At 72.0% G+C, this 17,738-nt stretch carries 9 protein-coding genes; 2 read left to right on the forward strand and 7 right to left on the reverse strand.

Annotation, left to right across the window (positions count from 1 at the left end; translation table 11 throughout):
* Nucleotides 1–66: 66 nt before the first annotated feature.
* From WMF29_RS26640 to WMF29_RS26655, 4 genes are all read right to left on the reverse strand, one after another.
* A complete protein-coding gene (locus WMF29_RS26640; RefSeq protein WP_437322951.1) occupies nt 67–1,290 on the reverse strand; it encodes an MFS transporter in 1,224 nt (407 codons plus the stop codon).
* Entirely contained in the window at nt 1,287–1,826 is a 540-nt protein-coding gene (locus WMF29_RS26645; protein ID WP_437322952.1) for a glycine-rich domain-containing protein, read from the reverse strand. Before WMF29_RS26645 ends, WMF29_RS26640 begins: the two co-directional genes overlap by 4 nt.
* 2 nt (nt 1,827–1,828) lie before the next feature.
* Nucleotides 1,829–3,100: a hypothetical protein gene (locus WMF29_RS26650; protein ID WP_437322953.1), complete on the reverse strand. Its 1,272-nt coding sequence runs from the start codon at nt 3,098–3,100 to the stop codon at nt 1,829–1,831.
* A gap of 136 nt (nt 3,101–3,236) precedes the next feature.
* Nucleotides 3,237–3,467 carry a hypothetical protein gene (locus WMF29_RS26655; protein WP_437322954.1) on the reverse strand — a complete coding sequence of 77 codons (231 nt, stop codon included), beginning with the start codon at nt 3,465–3,467 and terminating at the stop codon, nt 3,237–3,239.
* Nucleotides 3,468–3,796: 329 nt separating this feature from the next.
* On the opposite strand from WMF29_RS26655, the gene WMF29_RS26660 reads away from it, so the two are divergent.
* Nucleotides 3,797–4,693 carry an SDR family oxidoreductase gene (locus tag WMF29_RS26660; protein ID WP_437322955.1) on the forward strand — a complete coding sequence of 299 codons (897 nt, stop codon included), beginning with the start codon at nt 3,797–3,799 and terminating at the stop codon, nt 4,691–4,693.
* Nucleotides 4,694–5,133: 440 nt separating this feature from the next.
* A complete protein-coding gene (locus tag WMF29_RS26665) occupies nt 5,134–11,475 on the forward strand; it encodes a DUF4215 domain-containing protein (protein WP_437322956.1) in 6,342 nt (2,113 codons plus the stop codon).
* Between the two features lie 183 nt (nt 11,476–11,658).
* Here WMF29_RS26665 and WMF29_RS26670 read toward each other — a convergent pair whose 3' ends face one another.
* Genes WMF29_RS26670 through WMF29_RS26680 form a run of 3 tightly spaced genes read right to left on the reverse strand, consistent with a single transcriptional unit; the run spans nt 11,659 to nt 17,425 of the window.
* Entirely contained in the window at nt 11,659–12,918 is a 1,260-nt protein-coding gene (locus WMF29_RS26670) for a PEGA domain-containing protein (RefSeq protein WP_437322957.1), read from the reverse strand.
* A complete protein-coding gene (locus WMF29_RS26675) occupies nt 12,915–15,710 on the reverse strand; it encodes an FG-GAP repeat domain-containing protein (RefSeq protein ID WP_437322958.1) in 2,796 nt (931 codons plus the stop codon). The genes WMF29_RS26670 and WMF29_RS26675 overlap by 4 nt, the downstream gene beginning before the upstream one ends.
* Nucleotides 15,707–17,425: a serine/threonine-protein kinase gene (locus WMF29_RS26680; protein WP_437322959.1), complete on the reverse strand. Its 1,719-nt coding sequence runs from the start codon at nt 17,423–17,425 to the stop codon at nt 15,707–15,709. The genes WMF29_RS26675 and WMF29_RS26680 overlap by 4 nt, the downstream gene beginning before the upstream one ends.
* Nucleotides 17,426–17,738 lie beyond the last annotated feature (313 nt).

A 17,738-nucleotide genomic window follows, 5' to 3' on the forward strand; every position in this document is an offset into this window, starting at 1 on the left:
AAAGGCGCGAAAGGTGCGAAATGCGCAAAATGCGCGAAACGTCGATCGCGGCCCCGCGCGATCGCTTCAGAGACGCGCGCCGCCCTGCGCCGGCGCCGGGCGCGAGGCGCGGTGGACGCGAAGCGCGAGCGTCATCAAGCCCAGGACCAGCGCCACCCCGAGGTGCACGAGGCCGCTCCACCCCAGCGCCGCCAGCAGCGCGCCGGACGAGAGCGACGCCGCGCCGCTGGCGGCGAACACGCACAGATCATTGACGCCCTGCGCCCGGAAGCGCTCGGGACCGGAGCGGCTGCGCGCGACAAGGGTCGTCGCGGTCACGAACACATAACACCAGCCGACGCCGACCAGCGAGAGCCCGACCAGGTGCCCTTCGAGCCCTGGAGCCAGGCTGATCACGAACCCCGCGAGCAGGAACAGCAGCCCGAGCCCCTGGAGGGCCGCGATCGACATCCGCTTCAGGAGGGCGCCGACCGAGAGCGAAGGCAGGTACATGCTCAGGAGGTGCACCTCGATCACCCAGCCCGCCTGCCGGATCGAGCTCTGCTCGACGCCGCACATCTGGAGCGGCGTCGGCACCATGATCAGGCTCATCACCAGGAAAGCGCCGGCGCCCATCGCCACCATGGGCCAGTACAGCGCGCGAGCCCCCGCCTCGGGCGCGGCGGAGGCCTCCGCGACCCGCGCTTCCTGCGGCCGGTACGAGGCGAACGCGAGCGCCGCGACGACCTGGAGCGCCGAAAGGACGAGCAGGGCAGAGGGCAGCTCGCTGGACGTCCGCCCTTCGAGCAGGCCGAAGAGCGAGATCCCGGGGACGATGCCGAGCGCGCTGGCGAGCTGGATCATGGTCAGGAGGCGCGGCGCCCGGTGGCTCTCCTGCCCTTCGAGGATCGCGAAGCGGTACTGCTGCACGAAGGCGCCGTGCAGGCCGACGCCGGAGACCGCCGCGCAGAACAGCGGGAGATCGGAGCGGTCCACCGCGTGCGCCGCGAGCGCGAGGCAGCCGGCGGACAGGAGCGCCGCGGCGATGAAGCAGGGCTTGCGCCCGAAGCGGCGCATCAGCTGGCTGGCCGGCCAGGTGCCCAGGGCCGAGGACAGCACGAGCACGGCCACCGGGAGCGTCGCGAGCCGCATGTCCCTCGCGAGCCGCTCACCGACCACGCTGCCGGCGAACTGGACCGACACCACAGAAGCGATCCCCAGTACCTGGCAAAGCAGCAGGACCAGCGTGTTGACGGACGTGGCGGGCGCGGGCGAGGGCGAGGGCAAGGCGACGACAGCCTGAAGGCTCAAGGGACGCGCTCCACGCCTGGCAGGGCGGCCCCGTCTCCCGCGTCGAGCGCCGCGATCGCCTCGAGGGAGAGGCCCAGGCGCTGGTGGAGAAAGCGCACCATCGTCCAGTGAGGCAGCGCGCCCTCGTCGAAGGGGCCGAACTCGTCCCGGTAGAGCGGCAGCCAGCGCAGCGCCTCCTCGATCGCCTGCTCCCGGCTGGCCTGCGCCTCCTGATAGTCCTCGTAGGGCAGGCTGCGGTGATGGATGAAGAAGCGGCCCGGGAGGCGCTCCTCACACAGCTCACGGTACTCCCGCGTCTGCAAGATCAGGTAGTGCCAGACCTCGTCGATCGCCTGCTCCACGGGCAAGAACAGCCCGGCCAGCGGCTCCGGGTAGCGCGATATCAGGTAGAGGTACCGCAGGCATTCGAGCACCTGGCGCTCGACGGTCGCGGGCTCCTCGCCGGTCGTCCGCACGAAATGGCGCACCACGCCGGAGAAGAACGCGCCGTCGAGCAGCGCCTTCAGCGCGGCGGCCGTCGCCCTGGGTCGTTCCATCGTCACGAGCTACCTCGCTCCGCGGCCTCGCCGCCCTGCACCAGCCATGCGTACTTCCCGGACTTGCCGATCGCGATGTGGGCGCGGTGATCGAGGACGCAGTCGAGGCCGGCGCCCTCCCAGATCCGCTCTCGCAGCGCGCGCGCCCCGGCCGGGGCGACGGGTGCCCCGTCGAAGGTTGTATAGAGCAATCGGCCCCGCCGCTGTCCCTCCGCGTGGAGCTGATAGACGAAGATGGACGGCGCGGAGACGGCGATCCAGTCGTCGAGATCGGCCTGCGAGATCGGGCCCTTCGGCTGCGCCCAGAGGAGCTCCCGCTCGCGCCCGCAAAACCGGCGGATCCGGAGCGGATCGGGGGAGCCGTCGACCGTCTCGGCGCAGTCGCCCGAGCGATAGCGGATGAGCGGCATGCAGGGGTTGCGGACGCTCGAGACGATGAGGCTGTAGATCGCGCTGCCCTCCTCGACAGGGATCAGCTCCAGGTGCATCTGGTCGAGGTGAGGCCAGTAGCGGCCGTGACGATCGCTGTAATACAGATATCCGAGCTCCGTGCTGCCGAACAGGTCGACGATCGGGCACTCGAAGTGCTGCGCCAGGAACCGCCGCACGTTCCTCGGCGTGAGCTCGTAGGCGTGAACGATGCTGGCCGGCCTCGGAAAGCGCTCCCACGCTCCGAGGTCGAGCGCCTTCTTCACCAGGTGAGCCAGGTGATAGCCGTCGCAGTCGACGTGGTAAAGGCGTCGCGGGTGCGCCTCTCGGACGGCGGTCATCTCGGCGAGCATGCGCTCGACGTCGCCGCGATCCCAGAGCGCCGGGTCGAGCCGCAGGTTGATATAGAGCGTCCGCGCGTCGAGCCGGCGATCCTCGAGGCTGGGGAGCGCCGGCACCTCGGCGCCGCGCCGCCTCGCGGCGAGCCGCGCCACGTGCTCGGTCGCCAGCACCGTGGTGATCGAGGCGCGCTGGCAGCCCTCATGCCAGGTGACCGCGATGTCGGGGTGCTCGCTCCACAGCCGGTAGTACGACTTCAGGAGGAAGAACGGCGGGCGGATGATCTGCATCCGCGCGTGGTTGGTCCCTGTCGAGAGCACGAGCTCCGCCTCGCCGACCTTCAGCGCCTCGGCGAGCCTCGGGGTCATCCAGTTGTCCGGAAAGCCTCTTGCGATCTCCGGCTTCTCCAGGATCGGGAAGGAGCCCTCCTCGATCGACTGGCGGTAGATAGGGATGTCCCTGACCTGATCGATCATCGCTGCGAGCGTCGGTCCGTGGGTGTCCATCGGTCGACTCCAGGAAGAAGGTTGAACGGCCATCGAGAAGCGCAGCACCCATCCTTCCGGACGCGCGCGAGCGAGGCAGAAGACCACGGGAAGAAGAACATGGTCCTGCCGCCTCGCCCGCGCCCCCGGAGCCCCGTCAGCTGATACAGCCGGCCTTCTTCGAGATACAGCCTTCCTTCCGCGAGATGCAGCCGGCCTTCTTCGAGATGCACCCTTCCTTCCGCGAGATGCAGCCGGCCTTCTTCGAGATGCACCCTTCCTTCCGCGAGATGCAGCCGGCGTCGAGGGTCGGCCCACCGGACGAGTTGGCCGCGATCCACTGCTTCCAGAGACGATCCTGGGCGATCTGGCGAATCAAATGTTCCATTCGAACCTCCGATGATGTGATGGTGGACGATGCAACCACGGCGCACACGTCCGCAACCCGCGCAGGGCTGCGGTCGTGGGCTCGACGGTCCGGCAGACACGCTTTGTGAGCAGCCCGACCGTCTGGCTGACTATACGGTTCAACCCAAAGGGGTCAAGGAGGGCAATCCACTGGTGTATCGCGCCGCCCGGCCATCTAACGAGTCGATCGCTCCAGGCCCAGTGGAACTATTTCGGGGCGCAGAAGCGAGACGATCGCCGTTCGCCGGTTCCGCCGGGTGGATCCAGCGCGATACGCTCCTTGCTCCCCTTTCGAAAGCGAGCGTGAGAATGACCCGAGAGCTCCGTTCCCTCATCACAGGATCCAGCAGCGGCTTCGGCCGCGCGACCGCCGTCACCCTCGCCCGCGCGGGACACCGCGTCTTCGCCGCGATGCGCGCGATCACGTCGAAGAACGCGGGGCCGGCGTCCGAGCTCGCGGAGCTCGCCGCGCGCGAGGGGCTCGCGCTGCGCGTGATCGAGCTCGACGTGACGAGCGACGCCTCGGTCGACGCGGCCGTGGCGCGCGTGCTCGACGAGGCGGGCGGCGTCGACGTCGTGATCAACAACGCGGGCGTCCTGTCCCAGGGGCCGCTCGAGGCGTTCACCGTGGCGCAGGCCGAGGCCACGTTCCAGGTGAACTACCTCGGCGCCGTGCGCGTCAACCGCGCCGTGCTGCCCGCAATGCGGCGGCAGAAGAGCGGCCTCCTCGTCCACGTGAGCAGCGCCGTCGGGCGGGTCGTGACGCCGCTCTTCGGCCACTACAGCGCGAGCAAGTTCGCGCTCGAGGCGATGGCCGAGTGCATCAGCTACGAGCTCGCGCCGCTCGGGATCGACGTCGCCATCGTCGAGCCGGGCGCGTTCCCGACGACCGGCGTGATGGCCAACGCGATGCAGGCCGACGAGGCCCGAGCGGCGGAGTATGGCCCCCTGTTCGCGCTCGCCACGGAGCTGTGGAAGCCGGTGATCGAGACGATGAAGCGCCAAGGCCCGCCAGACCCGCAGCAGGTCGCGGACGCGATCCTGAGGCTCACGGCGCTGCCGGCCGGGGAGCGGCCGCTGCGCACCGTGCTCGACCCGCTGGGCAACGGCGCCGTGGAGGAGATCAACCAAAAGACAGCGGACGTGCAGCGGGCGTACATCGCGTGGATGGGCCTCGGCGGCGTGCTCGGGCGAGCAGGCGGATAGCGCGCCGCCGCGGGATCCGCGGGGCGCGGAGATCTCCGCGCCCTCTTGGGACGCAAACCATCTCCGACGTCCCGTCGCAGAGCGAATGTCAAGACCGAACCGAGCTGCCAGCCTGGCCCGCGGGCCCGTGCACCAGCAGCTGAAATGAAACACCGTGTCCATCCGTCGCTGCGTCGCGCAACGCGCGTCATTCGTCAGCGGCGCTCCGCAGACTCCGCTGCGAACGGGAACCCGTGCGGGAGTGGCCGAGTGGCGCAGGATGAAGTGATTTTCGCCTAGAGGTGCGAAGGGCGGCCGGGCTACCCTGGAAACGGGTCGTCGGCCTTTCTGCCCGAGCGCAGCCGCTCGTGTTCGTCCTGGTCCTGCCCGAGCGCAGCCGCTCGTGTTCGTCGAGGTGTGTCGTGAGTTTGAGAACGTCTTATCTGGCTTTGGCCGTTGGATTGCTGCAAATAGTCGCCGCCTGTGGTGGGGGCGCGCCCTCCACGGGCGAGCCTGGCACAGGCGGCGCGGGGAGCGTGACCTCCAGCGGCTCCGGCGACGGCGGCAATGACTTCGGCTCGGGCGTCGCCTCCGGCGGCGGCGGAAGCGGCGGCGGGCCCGATCCCTGCGCCGTCGACGACCCGCCCCCCGAGTGCCTCTTGCCCCAGGAGCCCGCCTGCGGCGACGGCGAGATCAACCAGGCCAGCGAGGCGTGCGACGACGGCAACAGCCTGCCCGGCGATTGCTGTTCCGGTCTGTGCGAGATCGAGCCTTACTGCGCGTGTCCGACGCCCGGCGAGCCCTGCGTGCTGACCATCGCGTGCGGCGATGGCGTGGTCGATCCCGGCGAGTTCTGCGACGACGGCAATACCGCGGACGGCGACGGCTGCAGCGCAGACTGCATCTTCGTCGATCCCTCGTACGTCTGTCCGAGGCCGGGCGAGCCGTGCACGCTGCTCTACGACTGCGGCGATGGCCGCGTGAACGGCTCCGAGGAGTGCGACGACCGCAACGAGACGTCCGGCGACGGCTGCGGCGCGGACTGCAAGCGGGAGGCGGGCTTCGTGTGCCCGAGGCCCGGGCAGCCGTGCGAGCGCCTGCCGGTCTGCGGCAACGGGATCAAGGAGGCCGGCGAGCTCTGCGACGACGGCAACTCCGCGAGCGGCGACGGCTGCTCGAGCCTCTGCCGACAGGAGTCCTTCTACGTCTGCACGACGCCGGGGCAGCCCTGCGAGCTCCTGATCCGGTGCGGCGACGGCGCGGTGGATCCGGGCGAGATCTGCGACGACGGCAACACCCAGGACGGCGACGGCTGCAGCGCCGACTGCAAGACGCTGGACCCGCTTTACGCGTGCTCCGAGCCGGGGAAGCCCTGCATCCTCCTCTATCGCTGCGGCGACGGGCGCGTGAACAACGGCGAGCAGTGCGAGGACGGCGACGACCCGCCCGCGTCCGGAGACGGCTGCAGCGCCACCTGCATGCGCGAGCCCGGCTTCGTGTGCTCGCGGCCCGGGCAGCCCTGCACGCGGCTCCCGGTCTGCGGCAACGGCGCCCTGGAGAGCGGCGAGCAGTGCGACGACGGCAACACCGCGAGCGGCGACGGCTGCTCGAGCCTGTGCCGGCAGGAGGCCTTCTACACCTGCCCGACCCCGGGTCGGCCCTGCACCCTCCTCTACTGGTGCGGCGACGGCGCGATCAACCCCGGCGAGGTCTGCGACGACGGCAACACCGTGGGCGGCGACGGCTGCAGCGCGGATTGCAAGGCGGTCGACCCGATCTACACGTGCCCCAAGCCGGGTGAGCCCTGCACCCGCCTCTACTGGTGCGGCGACGGCCGCGTGAACGACGGCGAGCAGTGCGAGGACGGCAACACCCGGAGCGGCGACGGCTGCAGCGCGACCTGCATGCGCGAGGAGGGGTATCAGTGCAGCCGCCCCGGCCAGCCGTGCACCCGGCTGCCGGCCTGCGGCAACGGCCTCAAGGAGACCGGCGAGCAGTGCGACGACGGCAACACCGCGAGCGGCGACGGCTGCTCGAGCCTGTGCCGGCAGGAGGCCTTCTACAACTGCCGGACGCCGGGGCAGCCCTGCGAGTTCTTGATCCGGTGCGGCGACGGCGTGCTCAGCCCGGGCGAGGTCTGCGACGACGGCAACACCGTGGGCGGCGACGGCTGCAGCGCCGACTGCAGCGGGGTGGACCCGATCTACACGTGCACCACGCCGGGCCAGCCCTGCACCCTCAACTACTGGTGCGGCGACGGCCGCGTGAACGACGGCGAGCAGTGCGAGGACGGCAACACCCGGAGCGGCGACGGCTGCAGCGCGGACTGCATGCGCGAGCAGGGGTATCAGTGCAGCCTGCCGGGCCAGCCGTGCACCCGGCTGCCGGCCTGCGGCAACGGCCTCAAGGAGACCGGCGAGCAGTGCGATGACGGCAACACCGCGGGCGGCGACGGCTGCTCTAGCCTGTGCCGGCAGGAGTCCTTCTACAGCTGCCCGACCCCGGGGCAGCCCTGCGTGCTCTTGTTCCGGTGCGGCGATGGCACCGTGAACCCCGGCGAGATCTGCGACGACGGCAACACCGCGGGCGGCGACGGCTGCAGCGCGGATTGCAAGACGGTGGACCCGGCGTACGTGTGCCCCGAGCCCGGCAAGGCCTGCGTCCTCGTCTTCCAGTGCGGCGATGGCCGGGTGAACAACGGCGAAGAGTGCGACGACGGCCGCAAACCGCCCGCGTCGGGCGACGGCTGCACGGCGGATTGCCGGCTCGAACAGGGCTGGATCTGCAAGCCCGGCCAGCCCTGCACCGTGAGGACCTATTGCGGCGACGGCACGGTGCAGCTCGGCGAGCAGTGCGATGACGGCGGCGGGGAAAACCCTGTCGGCGGCGACGGCTGCACAGCGCAATGCAAGATCGAGGTCGGCTGGACGTGCCCGCCGGCCGGCGGGCGCTGCACCCCGCCGCCGCCGCCCGTGTGCGGCGACGGCAAGATCAGCGGCACCGAGGTGTGCGACGACGGGAAGCAGCCCCCGGCGAGCGGCGACGGATGCAGCGCCGATTGCAGGACGATCGAGGACGGGTGGGACTGCTCGCGCGTCGGGTTCCCCTGCAAGACCGTCTGCGGCGACGGCGTCAAGAACGGCGCCGAGCAGTGCGACGACGGCAATCCCTTCTCGGACGACGGCTGCGACGAGACCTGCCGGATCGAGCCCGGGAGCGTCTGCGACAACGGAGAGCCCCAGGATTGCACGGGCTTCTCCGTCTGCGGCAACGGCATTCGCGAGGGCACCGAGGCCTGCGACGACGGCAACGGCAACTGGCGCGACGGCTGCACGCCGGACTGCAAGGGCGAGCCGAACTGCAGCGGCGGCGCGTGCATCTCGAGGTGCGGCGACGGCATCCTCCTGCCCGGCGACCCCACCGAGGCGTGCGACGACGGCAACACCACGAGCGGCGACGGCTGCTCCGCCACGTGCACGATCGAGCCGGGCTACACGTGCACCGTTCAGCCCACCGAGATGCGGCTGCCGATGGTCATCCGCGACTTCATCGGCTGGTGCCCGACCTCGTACGACCGCACCGTCAGCAACAGCGCGTGCGACAACAACCTGACGGACACCCTCGTCGGGCACTTCGATTTCGAGATCGAGCCCAGCGGCAATCAGATCGACAAGATGGTCCAGCCGACGCTCGACTCCGCCGGCAAGCCCGTCAGCAGGTTCGGCCCCGGCTTCGTCACGCCGAGCGACGCGAACGGCTGGACCACGGGGCAGAACAACTTCCAGTGGTGGTACCGGGACAACCCGACGTACAACAGGACGCTCGTCACCACCATCGAGCTGACCCCGCAGGCCGGCAGGTACGTGTACCAGCGGAGCCCGTTCTGGCCGGTGGACCCCACCCAGACGAACGGCGATCCGGTGCTCCGCAACAACCTGGTCTCCACCGGGCTGGAGAAGGCGCAGCAGAGCAACCCCTCGCACAACTACTACTTCACGAGCGAGGTCCGGTACTGGTTCCAGTTCACGCCGAACGGCGCCGCGGCCGATCCGGTGCTCACCTTCTTCGGCGATGACGACGTCTGGGTGTTCATCAAGAACACGCTGACCGCGGACATCGGCGGCATCCACGCGCAGCTCCAGGAGAGCGTGACCATCCTGGACAACGGCGACGCCCGCGTGACCCCCTGCACCCAGAACACCTGCCCTGCGGACGCCCGCGCGCCCTACGACGTCGACCTGAACCTCGAGCCGGGCAAGGTCTACGAGATCGCGGTGTTCCAGGCCGAGCGCCACGTCACCGGGTCGAACTACCAGCTCACGCTGTCGGGCTTCAGCGCCGGCACGTCGGTGTGCAGGCCGCAGTGCGGGGTCGACCCGCCGGTCGTGACGCCGGGCGAGGAGTGCGACGACGGCACCAAGAACGGGACGGGCTACGGCCAGTGCAACAACTGCCAGCTCGGTCCGTACTGCGGCGATGGCATCAGGAACGGCATGGAGACCTGCGACAACGGGGTCAACAACAGCACGTACGCCAACGCCTCGAACGCCTGCGCGCCGGGGTGCGTGGCCCCGCCCCGGTGCGGCGACGGCGCGGTCAACGCGCCGTACGAGGCGTGCGACCTCGGCTCCGGCAACACGGCGAGCGGCTACGGCGGCTGCACGCGCGAGTGCCAGATCGGGCCGTACTGCGGCGACGGCAAGAGGAACGGCACCGAGGGGTGCGATGACGGCGTCAACGACGGCTTCTACGGCACCTGCAACCCGAACTGCACGCCGGCGCCGATGTGCGGCGACAACCACGTCGACGCCGACTGGGGCGAGGAGTGCGACAGCACGACCGACCCGAACTGCGTGCGCTGCCAGCGCGGCGAGCACTGCGGCGACGGGATCACGCAGCGGGACCTCGGCGAGGACTGCGACGACGGCGTCAACGACGGCGGCTACGGCCAGTGCGGGCGCTCGTGCCTCTACGGGCCTCGCTGCGGCGACGGCATCGTCCAGTCCGAGGAAGAGCGCTGCGACCTCGGCAGCGCCCAGAACACCGGCGGGTACGGCGGTTGCACCGCGACCTGCAACTACGGCCCGTACTGCGGCGACGGCATCAGGAACGGCGCCGAGGGGTGCGACGACGGCGTGAACGACGGCGCTTACGGCACCTGCAACGCGAACTGCACGGCGGCCCCGAGGTGCGGCGACAACCGCGTCGACACCGAGTGGGGCGAGGAGTGCGACAACGCGGCCGACCCGAACTGCCTGAACTGCCAGCTCCCCCCGCAGTGCGGCAACGGGATCACGCAGCCGGCCCTCGGCGAGGAATGCGACGACGGCGTCAACGACGGCGGCTACGGCGAATGCGGGCGCTCGTGCCTCTACGGGCCGCGCTGCGGCGACGGCATCGTCCAGTCCGAGGAAGAGCAGTGCGACCTCGGCAGCGCGCAGAACACCGGCGGGTACGGCGGGTGCACCGCCTCCTGCAACTACGGTCCGTACTGCGGCGACGGCATCAGGAACGGCGCCGAGGGGTGCGACGACGGCAAGAACGACGGCGCTTACGGCACCTGCAACCCGAGCTGCACGCCGGCGCCGAGGTGCGGTGACAACCGCGTCGACACCGAGTGGGGCGAGGAGTGCGACAACGCGGCCGACCCGAGCTGCGTGAGCTGCCGGCTCCCCAAGCAGTGCGGCAACGGGATCACGCAGCCGAACCTCGGCGAGGAGTGCGACGACGGCGTCAACGACGGCGGGTACGGCCAGTGCGGCCCCGCGTGCCTCAACGGGCCGCGCTGCGGCGACGGCATCGTCCAGCCCGGCGAGGAGGACTGCGATCTCGGCGAAGGCAAGAACACCGGCGGCTACGGCGGGTGCACCGCGACCTGCGACTACGGGCCGTATTGCGGCGACGGCATCAGGAACGGCGCCGAGGCGTGCGACGACGGCGTCAACGACGGCACCTACGGCACCTGCGCTCCGGGCTGCACGCCGGCGCCGAGGTGCGGCGACAACCGCGTCGACGCCGACTGGGGCGAGGAGTGCGACAGCGCGACCGACCCGAACTGCGTGAGCTGCCGGCTCGGCGCGCACTGCGGCGACGGGGTGATCCAGCCGCAGTTCGGCGAGGAGTGCGACGACGGGATCAACGACGGCGAGTACGGCAAGTGCGGTCCCTCGTGCATCTTCGGGCCGCGCTGCGGAGACGGCATCGTCCAGCCCGCGGAGGAGGACTGCGATCTCGGCGAGGGCAAGAACAGCGGCGAATACAACGGGTGCGACGACCTCTGCCAGTACGGGCCGTACTGCGGCGACGGCCGCGTCAACGGCACGGAGACCTGCGACGACGGCGTGAACGACGGCTTCTACGGGAGCTGCATGCCCGACTGCAGCCCGGCGGCGAAGTGCGGTGACCGCCGCGTCGACGAGGAGTGGGGCGAGCAGTGCGATCCCCCGAACGAGGCCACGGGCTGCAGCAACAACTGCCGCCTCGGCGGGCAGTGCGGCGACGGCGTCGTCCAGCCCGGCGAGCAGTGCGACGACGGCAAGAACGACGGCGGCTACGGCCAGTGCGGCCCGCGCTGCCAGCTCGGCCCGCGCTGCGGCGACGGCATCCGCAACGGCCCGGAGCAGTGCGACGACGGCGACGGCAAGAACACCGGCGGCTACGGCAAGTGCGCGCCGGGCTGCGTCTACGGCCCGTACTGCGGCGACGGCAAGGTGCAGAAACCCTACGAGGCGTGCGACGACGGCAACCGCACGGGCGGCGACGGCTGCAGCCTGACCTGCCAGTTCGACGGTTTCCCCAACTGATGATCGAGCGACGGCGGGCGCGCGGGGCGAAGGCGTCGTTCGACGCCTCCCCCGCGGGCCCGCGACGCCCGAGCACCGCGCGTCGCTCGGGTCGACCTCCTCCCAGATACAGCCGCTAGCTCGCGATCGATCGCCGCCGCTCGTCCGCGACGGCCGCCCTCGGCGGCCCGCGCCGCGGTGCCTTCACCAGAACCGGCCGACGAGCCCCGCCCCGCCGAGCCCCGGCCCGAAAATCGGCACGGCCGAGAGCTCGAGCATCGGGCCGCCCGTGCGCGCGGGCGCGGGGTCCGTGCGCGCGGGCAGCGGCGGCGGGTTCGGCGTGTCGAACGCGTAGAACACGAAGCCGCCGAGGGCGAACGCCGCGGCCGTGCCGAACAGGCCCATGGTCGCGTTCGCGAGCTCGTCGCGCGTGTCGAGGTGAGCCTGGTAGTCGCCCAGCTCCTCCTCGGAGATCCCCTGCACCGCGCGCTTGTCCGCGATCTCGCGCGCCTGCTCCTCCTCCTCGAGGCCCGAGGCCAGCGTCAGCACGCCGACGCCGGCGGACAGGACCCCCACCGCGACGAGGCCATAGGACATCTTCCGCTGGAAGGAGCTAGAGAGGCTCACCTCGATGACACGGCGCTCGCCGCGGCGGAGCGTCAGCTCGCGCGAGAACGGCGTGTGGCCGTTCTTCGTGGCGACGAAGAACCGCTTGCCGGGGGCGACCTGGAGGGGCGGCAGCGGCGTCGTGCCGACGAGGCGCCCGTCCAGCGTGACCTGCGCGCCGACGGGGGCCTTCACCTGGAGGAGCGCCGGCCGCTCGCGCAGCTCCCGGTCGATCCCGAGGATGTCCCCCTCGATCGCGACCACCTCGCGCTCCTCGTCGACGTGGCCGTCGGCCGTGATCTTGATCCGGTGCTTGCCCGGCTGCACCTCGGCCATCAGCGGCACGTCGGCCAGCGCGCCGCCGTCGATGGACACGCGGGCCCCCGCGGTCGGCGAGGTGACGTTGATGCGGGTCCGCGGCCTGACGTCGGCCGGCGCCGCCTCCGGCGCGGCGGACGCGGCGGGCGACGACGGAGCGCTCGCCTCGAGGCGCGCGGCCATCACCCCGAGCTCGCTCAGGGCCTCGGTCGCGTCCGCTCGGCGCCCGCCCTGCGGGACCTGCTCCAGGTAGCGCCGGTAGTTCGCGATGGCCGCCCGCAGCGCCTCGGGGCTCTGCTCGACCACGTACAGGCGCCGGTAGGCCTGGGCCAGCGAGAACAGGAGGGCAGGGCGCGGCGCCTTCCTGTACGCCGCCTCGAACGACTGCACCGCGTCGCGGTACCGCGTCGCGGCGTAGGCCTGGGCGCCGGCGTTGTAGAGCGCCTTCGCCTGCTCGATGTCCTCCTCCGCCGAGGCCGCGCTCGGCGCGAGCGCGGTCGCCGCGAAGGCCATGAGCACGACGCATAGCGAGGTCTTCATCGGCGGATCGGGACTCCTTCGTGGACGCGGAGCGCGCCGTCGCTGAGCACCGCGAGATCGTCGACCCCATCGCCGAGGACGTCGCACGTCGCGATCGCGGAGCCGCCGGGGAGGCCGTCGAGCTCGCGGAGCTCGCGCTGGCCGAGGTCATGGCAATCCGCCGCGCCCTCGCTGCACACGTCGAGCGCGTAGGCCGCGCGGCGCGTGAGCACGACGAGCGACCTCCCCGCCCCCGCGTCCACGCGGGCGAAGTCGGCGCTTGTGACCTCGCTCGCCAGGTCCTCGACGCTGGGGTCGGGCGCCTCGAGCTCGATCGGCGCGTCGAGCGCGCCATCGCCCGTGTTCCAGAAGACGGCGAGCCGGCTCGCGGTGATCGCGCGGGTCCCTGGCGCCAGCTCGTACGCGATGCCCACGACGTCCGCGTGCCCGTCGCCGTCCATGTCGCCGGCGCGGAGCCCCCCGTACAGCCTGTGAGGCGCGGGCGCGAAGGCCGCCTCCGGCGCCTCGAAGGCGCCGCTCGCGCCACGGCGCACGAGGGCGATCGCGCCGGCCAGGGCCGGCGTCCCCGCCTCCGCCGCCGCGTCCTCCTCCGCGACCTCGATCGGCAGCGAGAGGACGAGCTCATCGGTTCCATCGCTGTCGAGATCGACGGCGACCCCATCCAGCGCCCACCCGGGCTCCCGGGAGGGAACGAGCTCCGCGGGGAGCGAGACGCGGTGCTTGTCCTCGTCGGCCATGGCGATCGCGCCGGAGTCGACCGCCGGCAAGAGCCAGAGCTCGGCGGAGCCCCGGGAGGAGCCAGGGCTCGGAGGAGCGATCGTCAGCGAGGCGACCTCCGCCCGATCGCCCCCGAAGCGGCCGGCGATGCTCCTCACGGCGCGCAGCTCGCCTGCCTGCCGCACGTCGCCCGAGCGGACGAGCGGCAGCGGCGGGAGCAGCGACCGCGAGCTGCTGCCCTCGATGAGGCTGAACGCGACGTCCCCGCCGTGCGAGAAGAGCACGCTGATGTCGTCCACGGCGTCGTCCGGCTCGGGGAGCCGCACCGCCGCGATGTCGAGGAGCCCCTCGAAGGCGCCGAGCCGCACCGGCGGCTCCGGCGCCTTCATGTACCGGCCGAAGCAGACGGCCAGCGTCGGGTGATCCGCGCTCGACAGCGAGCTCCCGGCGCTCTCGGCGAACGAGAGGTCCGGCAGGAGATCGCCGTCGAAGTCGCCCACGACGAAGCTCGAGACGTTGCCCAGCGTCGGGATCTTGAGCTCGTTGAGCTTGAAGTCGGAGGCCTTCGCGCCGGGGACGCCGTTGAAGAACGTCAGATCCGTCGCGTCCGCGGAGCCGGCCACGACGTCGGGCGCGCCGTTGCCGGTCAGGTCTGCGATCACCGCGCTCGTCCAGCGCCGGCCGTTCGCCGGCGCGAGCCGGCCGAACTCGACCTGGTAGGGAGGAGACGGCCGGGCCTCTCCGAGCCTCACGGCGTCGGGGTCCACGATGTCGATCACCCCGTCACCGTTGAGATCGCCGATCGCGACCGGGGCCCCGAAGCCGGGCAAGCGCCCGGAGCTCATGTCGCCCGCCGGGTACGAGAGATCGCCGTACGGCGCCAGGTCGCCGAACGCGCCGCCGCCCGCGCCCTCCGCGACGTCGAGCTCGTAGCAAGGCGCGCCCGCGGGCAAGCGGGGGTCAGGCTGCGCGCACGTGGCGCCCACGAGCAGATCGAGGACGCCGTCGCCGGTCACGTCCCGGAGGAAGGCCGCGCCCGCGATCCGCGCGCCGGCCGGGAGCTCCACCGCGGTGTGCGCGCCGTCGTCCGGCGAGTAGATGTGCACGGCGGAGTCGTCCGTGAGGGCGACGACCACCTCGTGGAGCGGGCCGCCGCCGAGCTCCGCGCTCGCGAGCGGACCGGCGACGTCGCGCCGCCCGCGCTGCCGATCGATGAGCGAGAGTCGGCCGCTCTCCGACCCCTGCACGACGGCGATGACATCCTCCGGCGCCGCGCCGCCCGTGTCGGTCCCGACGACCAGGGCGACCCACGTCTGTCCGTCCTCGCGCGTGCTTCCGACGGGCAAGAGCCGCGCGCTGCGGAGGGTCGTCGTCTCGGACGCCGCGCCGAACAGCGAACCCAGGCGAAACACCGACGCGAGCACGGGGACCGGCGCGAACGTGCGGCCCGGCTCGCCGCTCAGGATCGCCACGCCAGGCCCCACGCTGAGCGCGATGTCCGTCGTCCCGTCGTCGGTCAGGCGCGCGAGCGCGGGCGTGTCGCCTGCGGAGGGGATCGACACCCGGGTCCCCACCGTGCTGTTCGCATCGAAATAGAGCGCCTCGAGGCTCGTCGAGCCGACGCCCACGAGGTCGCCGCGGCCGTCGCCGTCGAGATCACCGGTGATCAGCCGCTGCGCGCCGAGCGGCAGCGCGGCGCCGAGCGGCTTGAAATTGCCCGTGGAGACGCGGCACACGCGGTCGACCCCGCAGCCCCACCCGCTCGGGCACTCGTGGTCCACGTCGTCGCACGCGAAGCGGCACTCGTTCTCGCTTCCGGCCGGGTTGCACATGGTCTTCGAGGTCGCGCCCTGCGCATCCCGCGTCGTCACCTCGCAGGGCTCGCTGGCCTCGAAGCAGTCGCAGTCCTCGTTGCGCGACGGCTCGATGACGCCGTTGCCGCACACGCCCGGGGAGATCTCGCCGAGCTCCTCGCACCCGGTCGAGCCGGCAGCCGCGACGAGCAGCGCCGCGGCACCCCCGATCGCCCGCACCTGTCGCCGTCGCCTGAAGCTGGGCCGCGCGCGCATGCTCACTGGAACGGGTTTTCCAGGTCGCCCTTCCTGACGGCGCCCCGCGCGATCGACGCCGCCCTCTTCAACGCCACGGTGATCGCGCCGTCCGCGTCCGCCGGGACCTCCTGCACCTGCTCCTGGTACCCGGGCGCCTTGAAGGTGAGCTTCACGGCGCGCCCGCGCGCCAGGCGCAGCGGCCCCGGCGCCTTGCCGACGAGCTTGCCCTCGCTCCACACCTCGAGCTCCTTCGGCGTCGCCTGGATCCGCAGCTCGACGTCGGGCGGCGCCGCATCGGCGCTCGCGGCGGGCGCGGCCGCGGCGGTCGCCTCCAGCGACGGAGGCGGCGCGGCCGGCTCGGGCGCGGCCGCGGCGACGGCGGAAGCCGGCAGGACCGGGGCGACCAGCGCGGCCGACTCCGCTGCGGCCGACGCGCGCGCGCGCAGCGCATCGGCCGCCGGCTCGCCGTGCCCGAGGTGCAGCGTGAGCGCGGCGGCCGCGCCGACGCCGAGGACGGCGGCCGCGGCGAGCGCCGCCCTCCGCCGCGGCGCCGCAGCCGGCGTGCTCTCCAGCTTGCCCGGCAGCGATCCCTGCAGCAGCGTCTCGTTCCCGTGCAGCCCCGAGCTCGCTTCCGCGATGGGACCGCGCTGCGTCGGTGCGAGCCCAGCGTCCAGCGGCGCCGCGGCCGCGGCGCGCGCGCGGCGCCCCGCGGCGGCCTCGCCGGCGCCGCGCCCGACGGCTGCGTCGCTCGCCCGCAGCAGGCCCCCGGGCAGCTCGTACCCCGCGCCGCGCGCGGCCTCCACGAGCGCCACGGTCGCCTCGAGCAGCGACGCCGGGCGGCTCGCGGGGTCCTTCTCGAGCATCCGCAGCAGCGGCGCGTCGAGCGCCGGCGCGAGGTGCGTCGCCACGGTCGACACGGGGGGCGCCGCCTCCGACGTGTGCTTGATCAGGAGGTCGAACGCGTTCTCGGCGTCGAACGGCGGCGCGCCGGCGAGCAGCTCGTGCGCGAGGATCCCGAACGAGTAGATGTCCGTCCGGTGATCGACGTTCTTTCCGCGGCACTGCTCGGGGGACATGTAGAGCGGCGTCCCGATCAGGTGCCCCGTCCGCGTCTTGTGCACCGCGCCCGAGGACTCGCCGAGCAGCTTGGCGATGCCGAAGTCGAGCAGCTTCGGGAAGATCGCGCCGTCCTCGTCGAAGACCAGGAACACGTTCTCGGGCTTGAGATCGCGGTGCGCGATGCCCGCGGCGTGCGCGGCGTCGAGCGCGCGCGCGATCTTGACGAGGATGGGCAGCGCCTCTGCGGGCGGGAGGCGCCCGCGCTTGCGGCGGTAGGCGTCGAGGGTCATCCCCTCGAGCAGCTCCATCACGTAGTAGTGCCGGCCGTCCTCGAGGGCGCCGAACGAGAAGATGTCGATGATGTTGCGGTGCCTGATCTGGTTCACGGCCCGCGCCTCCGCGACGAAGCGGGAGACGAGCTGCGGGTTCGCTGAGCACTGGCGGCTCAGGACCTTGATGGCCGCCGCCTTGCCGATGACGGGGTGGATCGCGCGGTAGACCGTGCCGAAGCCCCCCGCTCCGATCTTCGCCTCGACGCGGTACTCGCCGACCGGCGTGCCCGGCGAGAGCTCGGGATCGGCGCCAGGCGGCGCGGGCTCCGCCGCGAGCGTCTCACCGTCCGTCGCGCAGGCAGCGACGCCGTCCGCATGCTCGGTTCGGCACGTAGGGCATGTCGACATGAGAAATCCACGGAGAGCGTACACGGGGAGCCCGGCGCAGCCCAGGGCCCCGAGCGTCGCAAACCGGCGAGAGCTCTGTTCTCCTCTCCGGCCTCCGGCGGGCGGGCGCAGCGTGGAGCGTCCCTCCGGCGTCGCATGGCGCGTCGCTGCGTCGAAGCCCGACCTAGGCGCCCCGCGCGCAGGAGGTCGCCGCAAGGGCCACCCGGTGGCCCCGGACGGCCGAGGCGCCTTCCGTCCGGCGCCCGCTCGAACGAGCAATACGCCTCCTTCTCATCACGTCTCTCCTCCTCGCGCTTCCCGCTCACGGTGAGGC

This window comes from Sorangium sp. So ce381 (assembly GCF_051473845.1).
In the GTDB taxonomy this organism is placed as follows: domain Bacteria; phylum Myxococcota_A; class Polyangia; order Polyangiales; family Polyangiaceae; genus Sorangium; species Sorangium atrum.

Coding starts and splice junctions, on each gene's coding strand:
- WMF29_RS26645 (WP_437322952.1), bottom strand. CDS start 1,826: ATGGAACGACCCAGGGCGACGGCCGCCGCGCTGAAGGCGCTGCTCGAC.
- WMF29_RS26650 (WP_437322953.1), bottom strand. CDS start 3,100: ATGGACACCCACGGACCGACGCTCGCAGCGATGATCGATCAGGTCAGG.
- WMF29_RS26680 (WP_437322959.1), bottom strand. CDS start 17,425: ATGTCGACATGCCCTACGTGCCGAACCGAGCATGCGGACGGCGTCGCT.
- WMF29_RS26660 (WP_437322955.1), top strand. CDS start 3,797: ATGACCCGAGAGCTCCGTTCCCTCATCACAGGATCCAGCAGCGGCTTC.
- WMF29_RS26655 (WP_437322954.1), bottom strand. CDS start 3,467: ATGGAACATTTGATTCGCCAGATCGCCCAGGATCGTCTCTGGAAGCAG.
- WMF29_RS26670 (WP_437322957.1), bottom strand. CDS start 12,918: ATGAAGACCTCGCTATGCGTCGTGCTCATGGCCTTCGCGGCGACCGCG.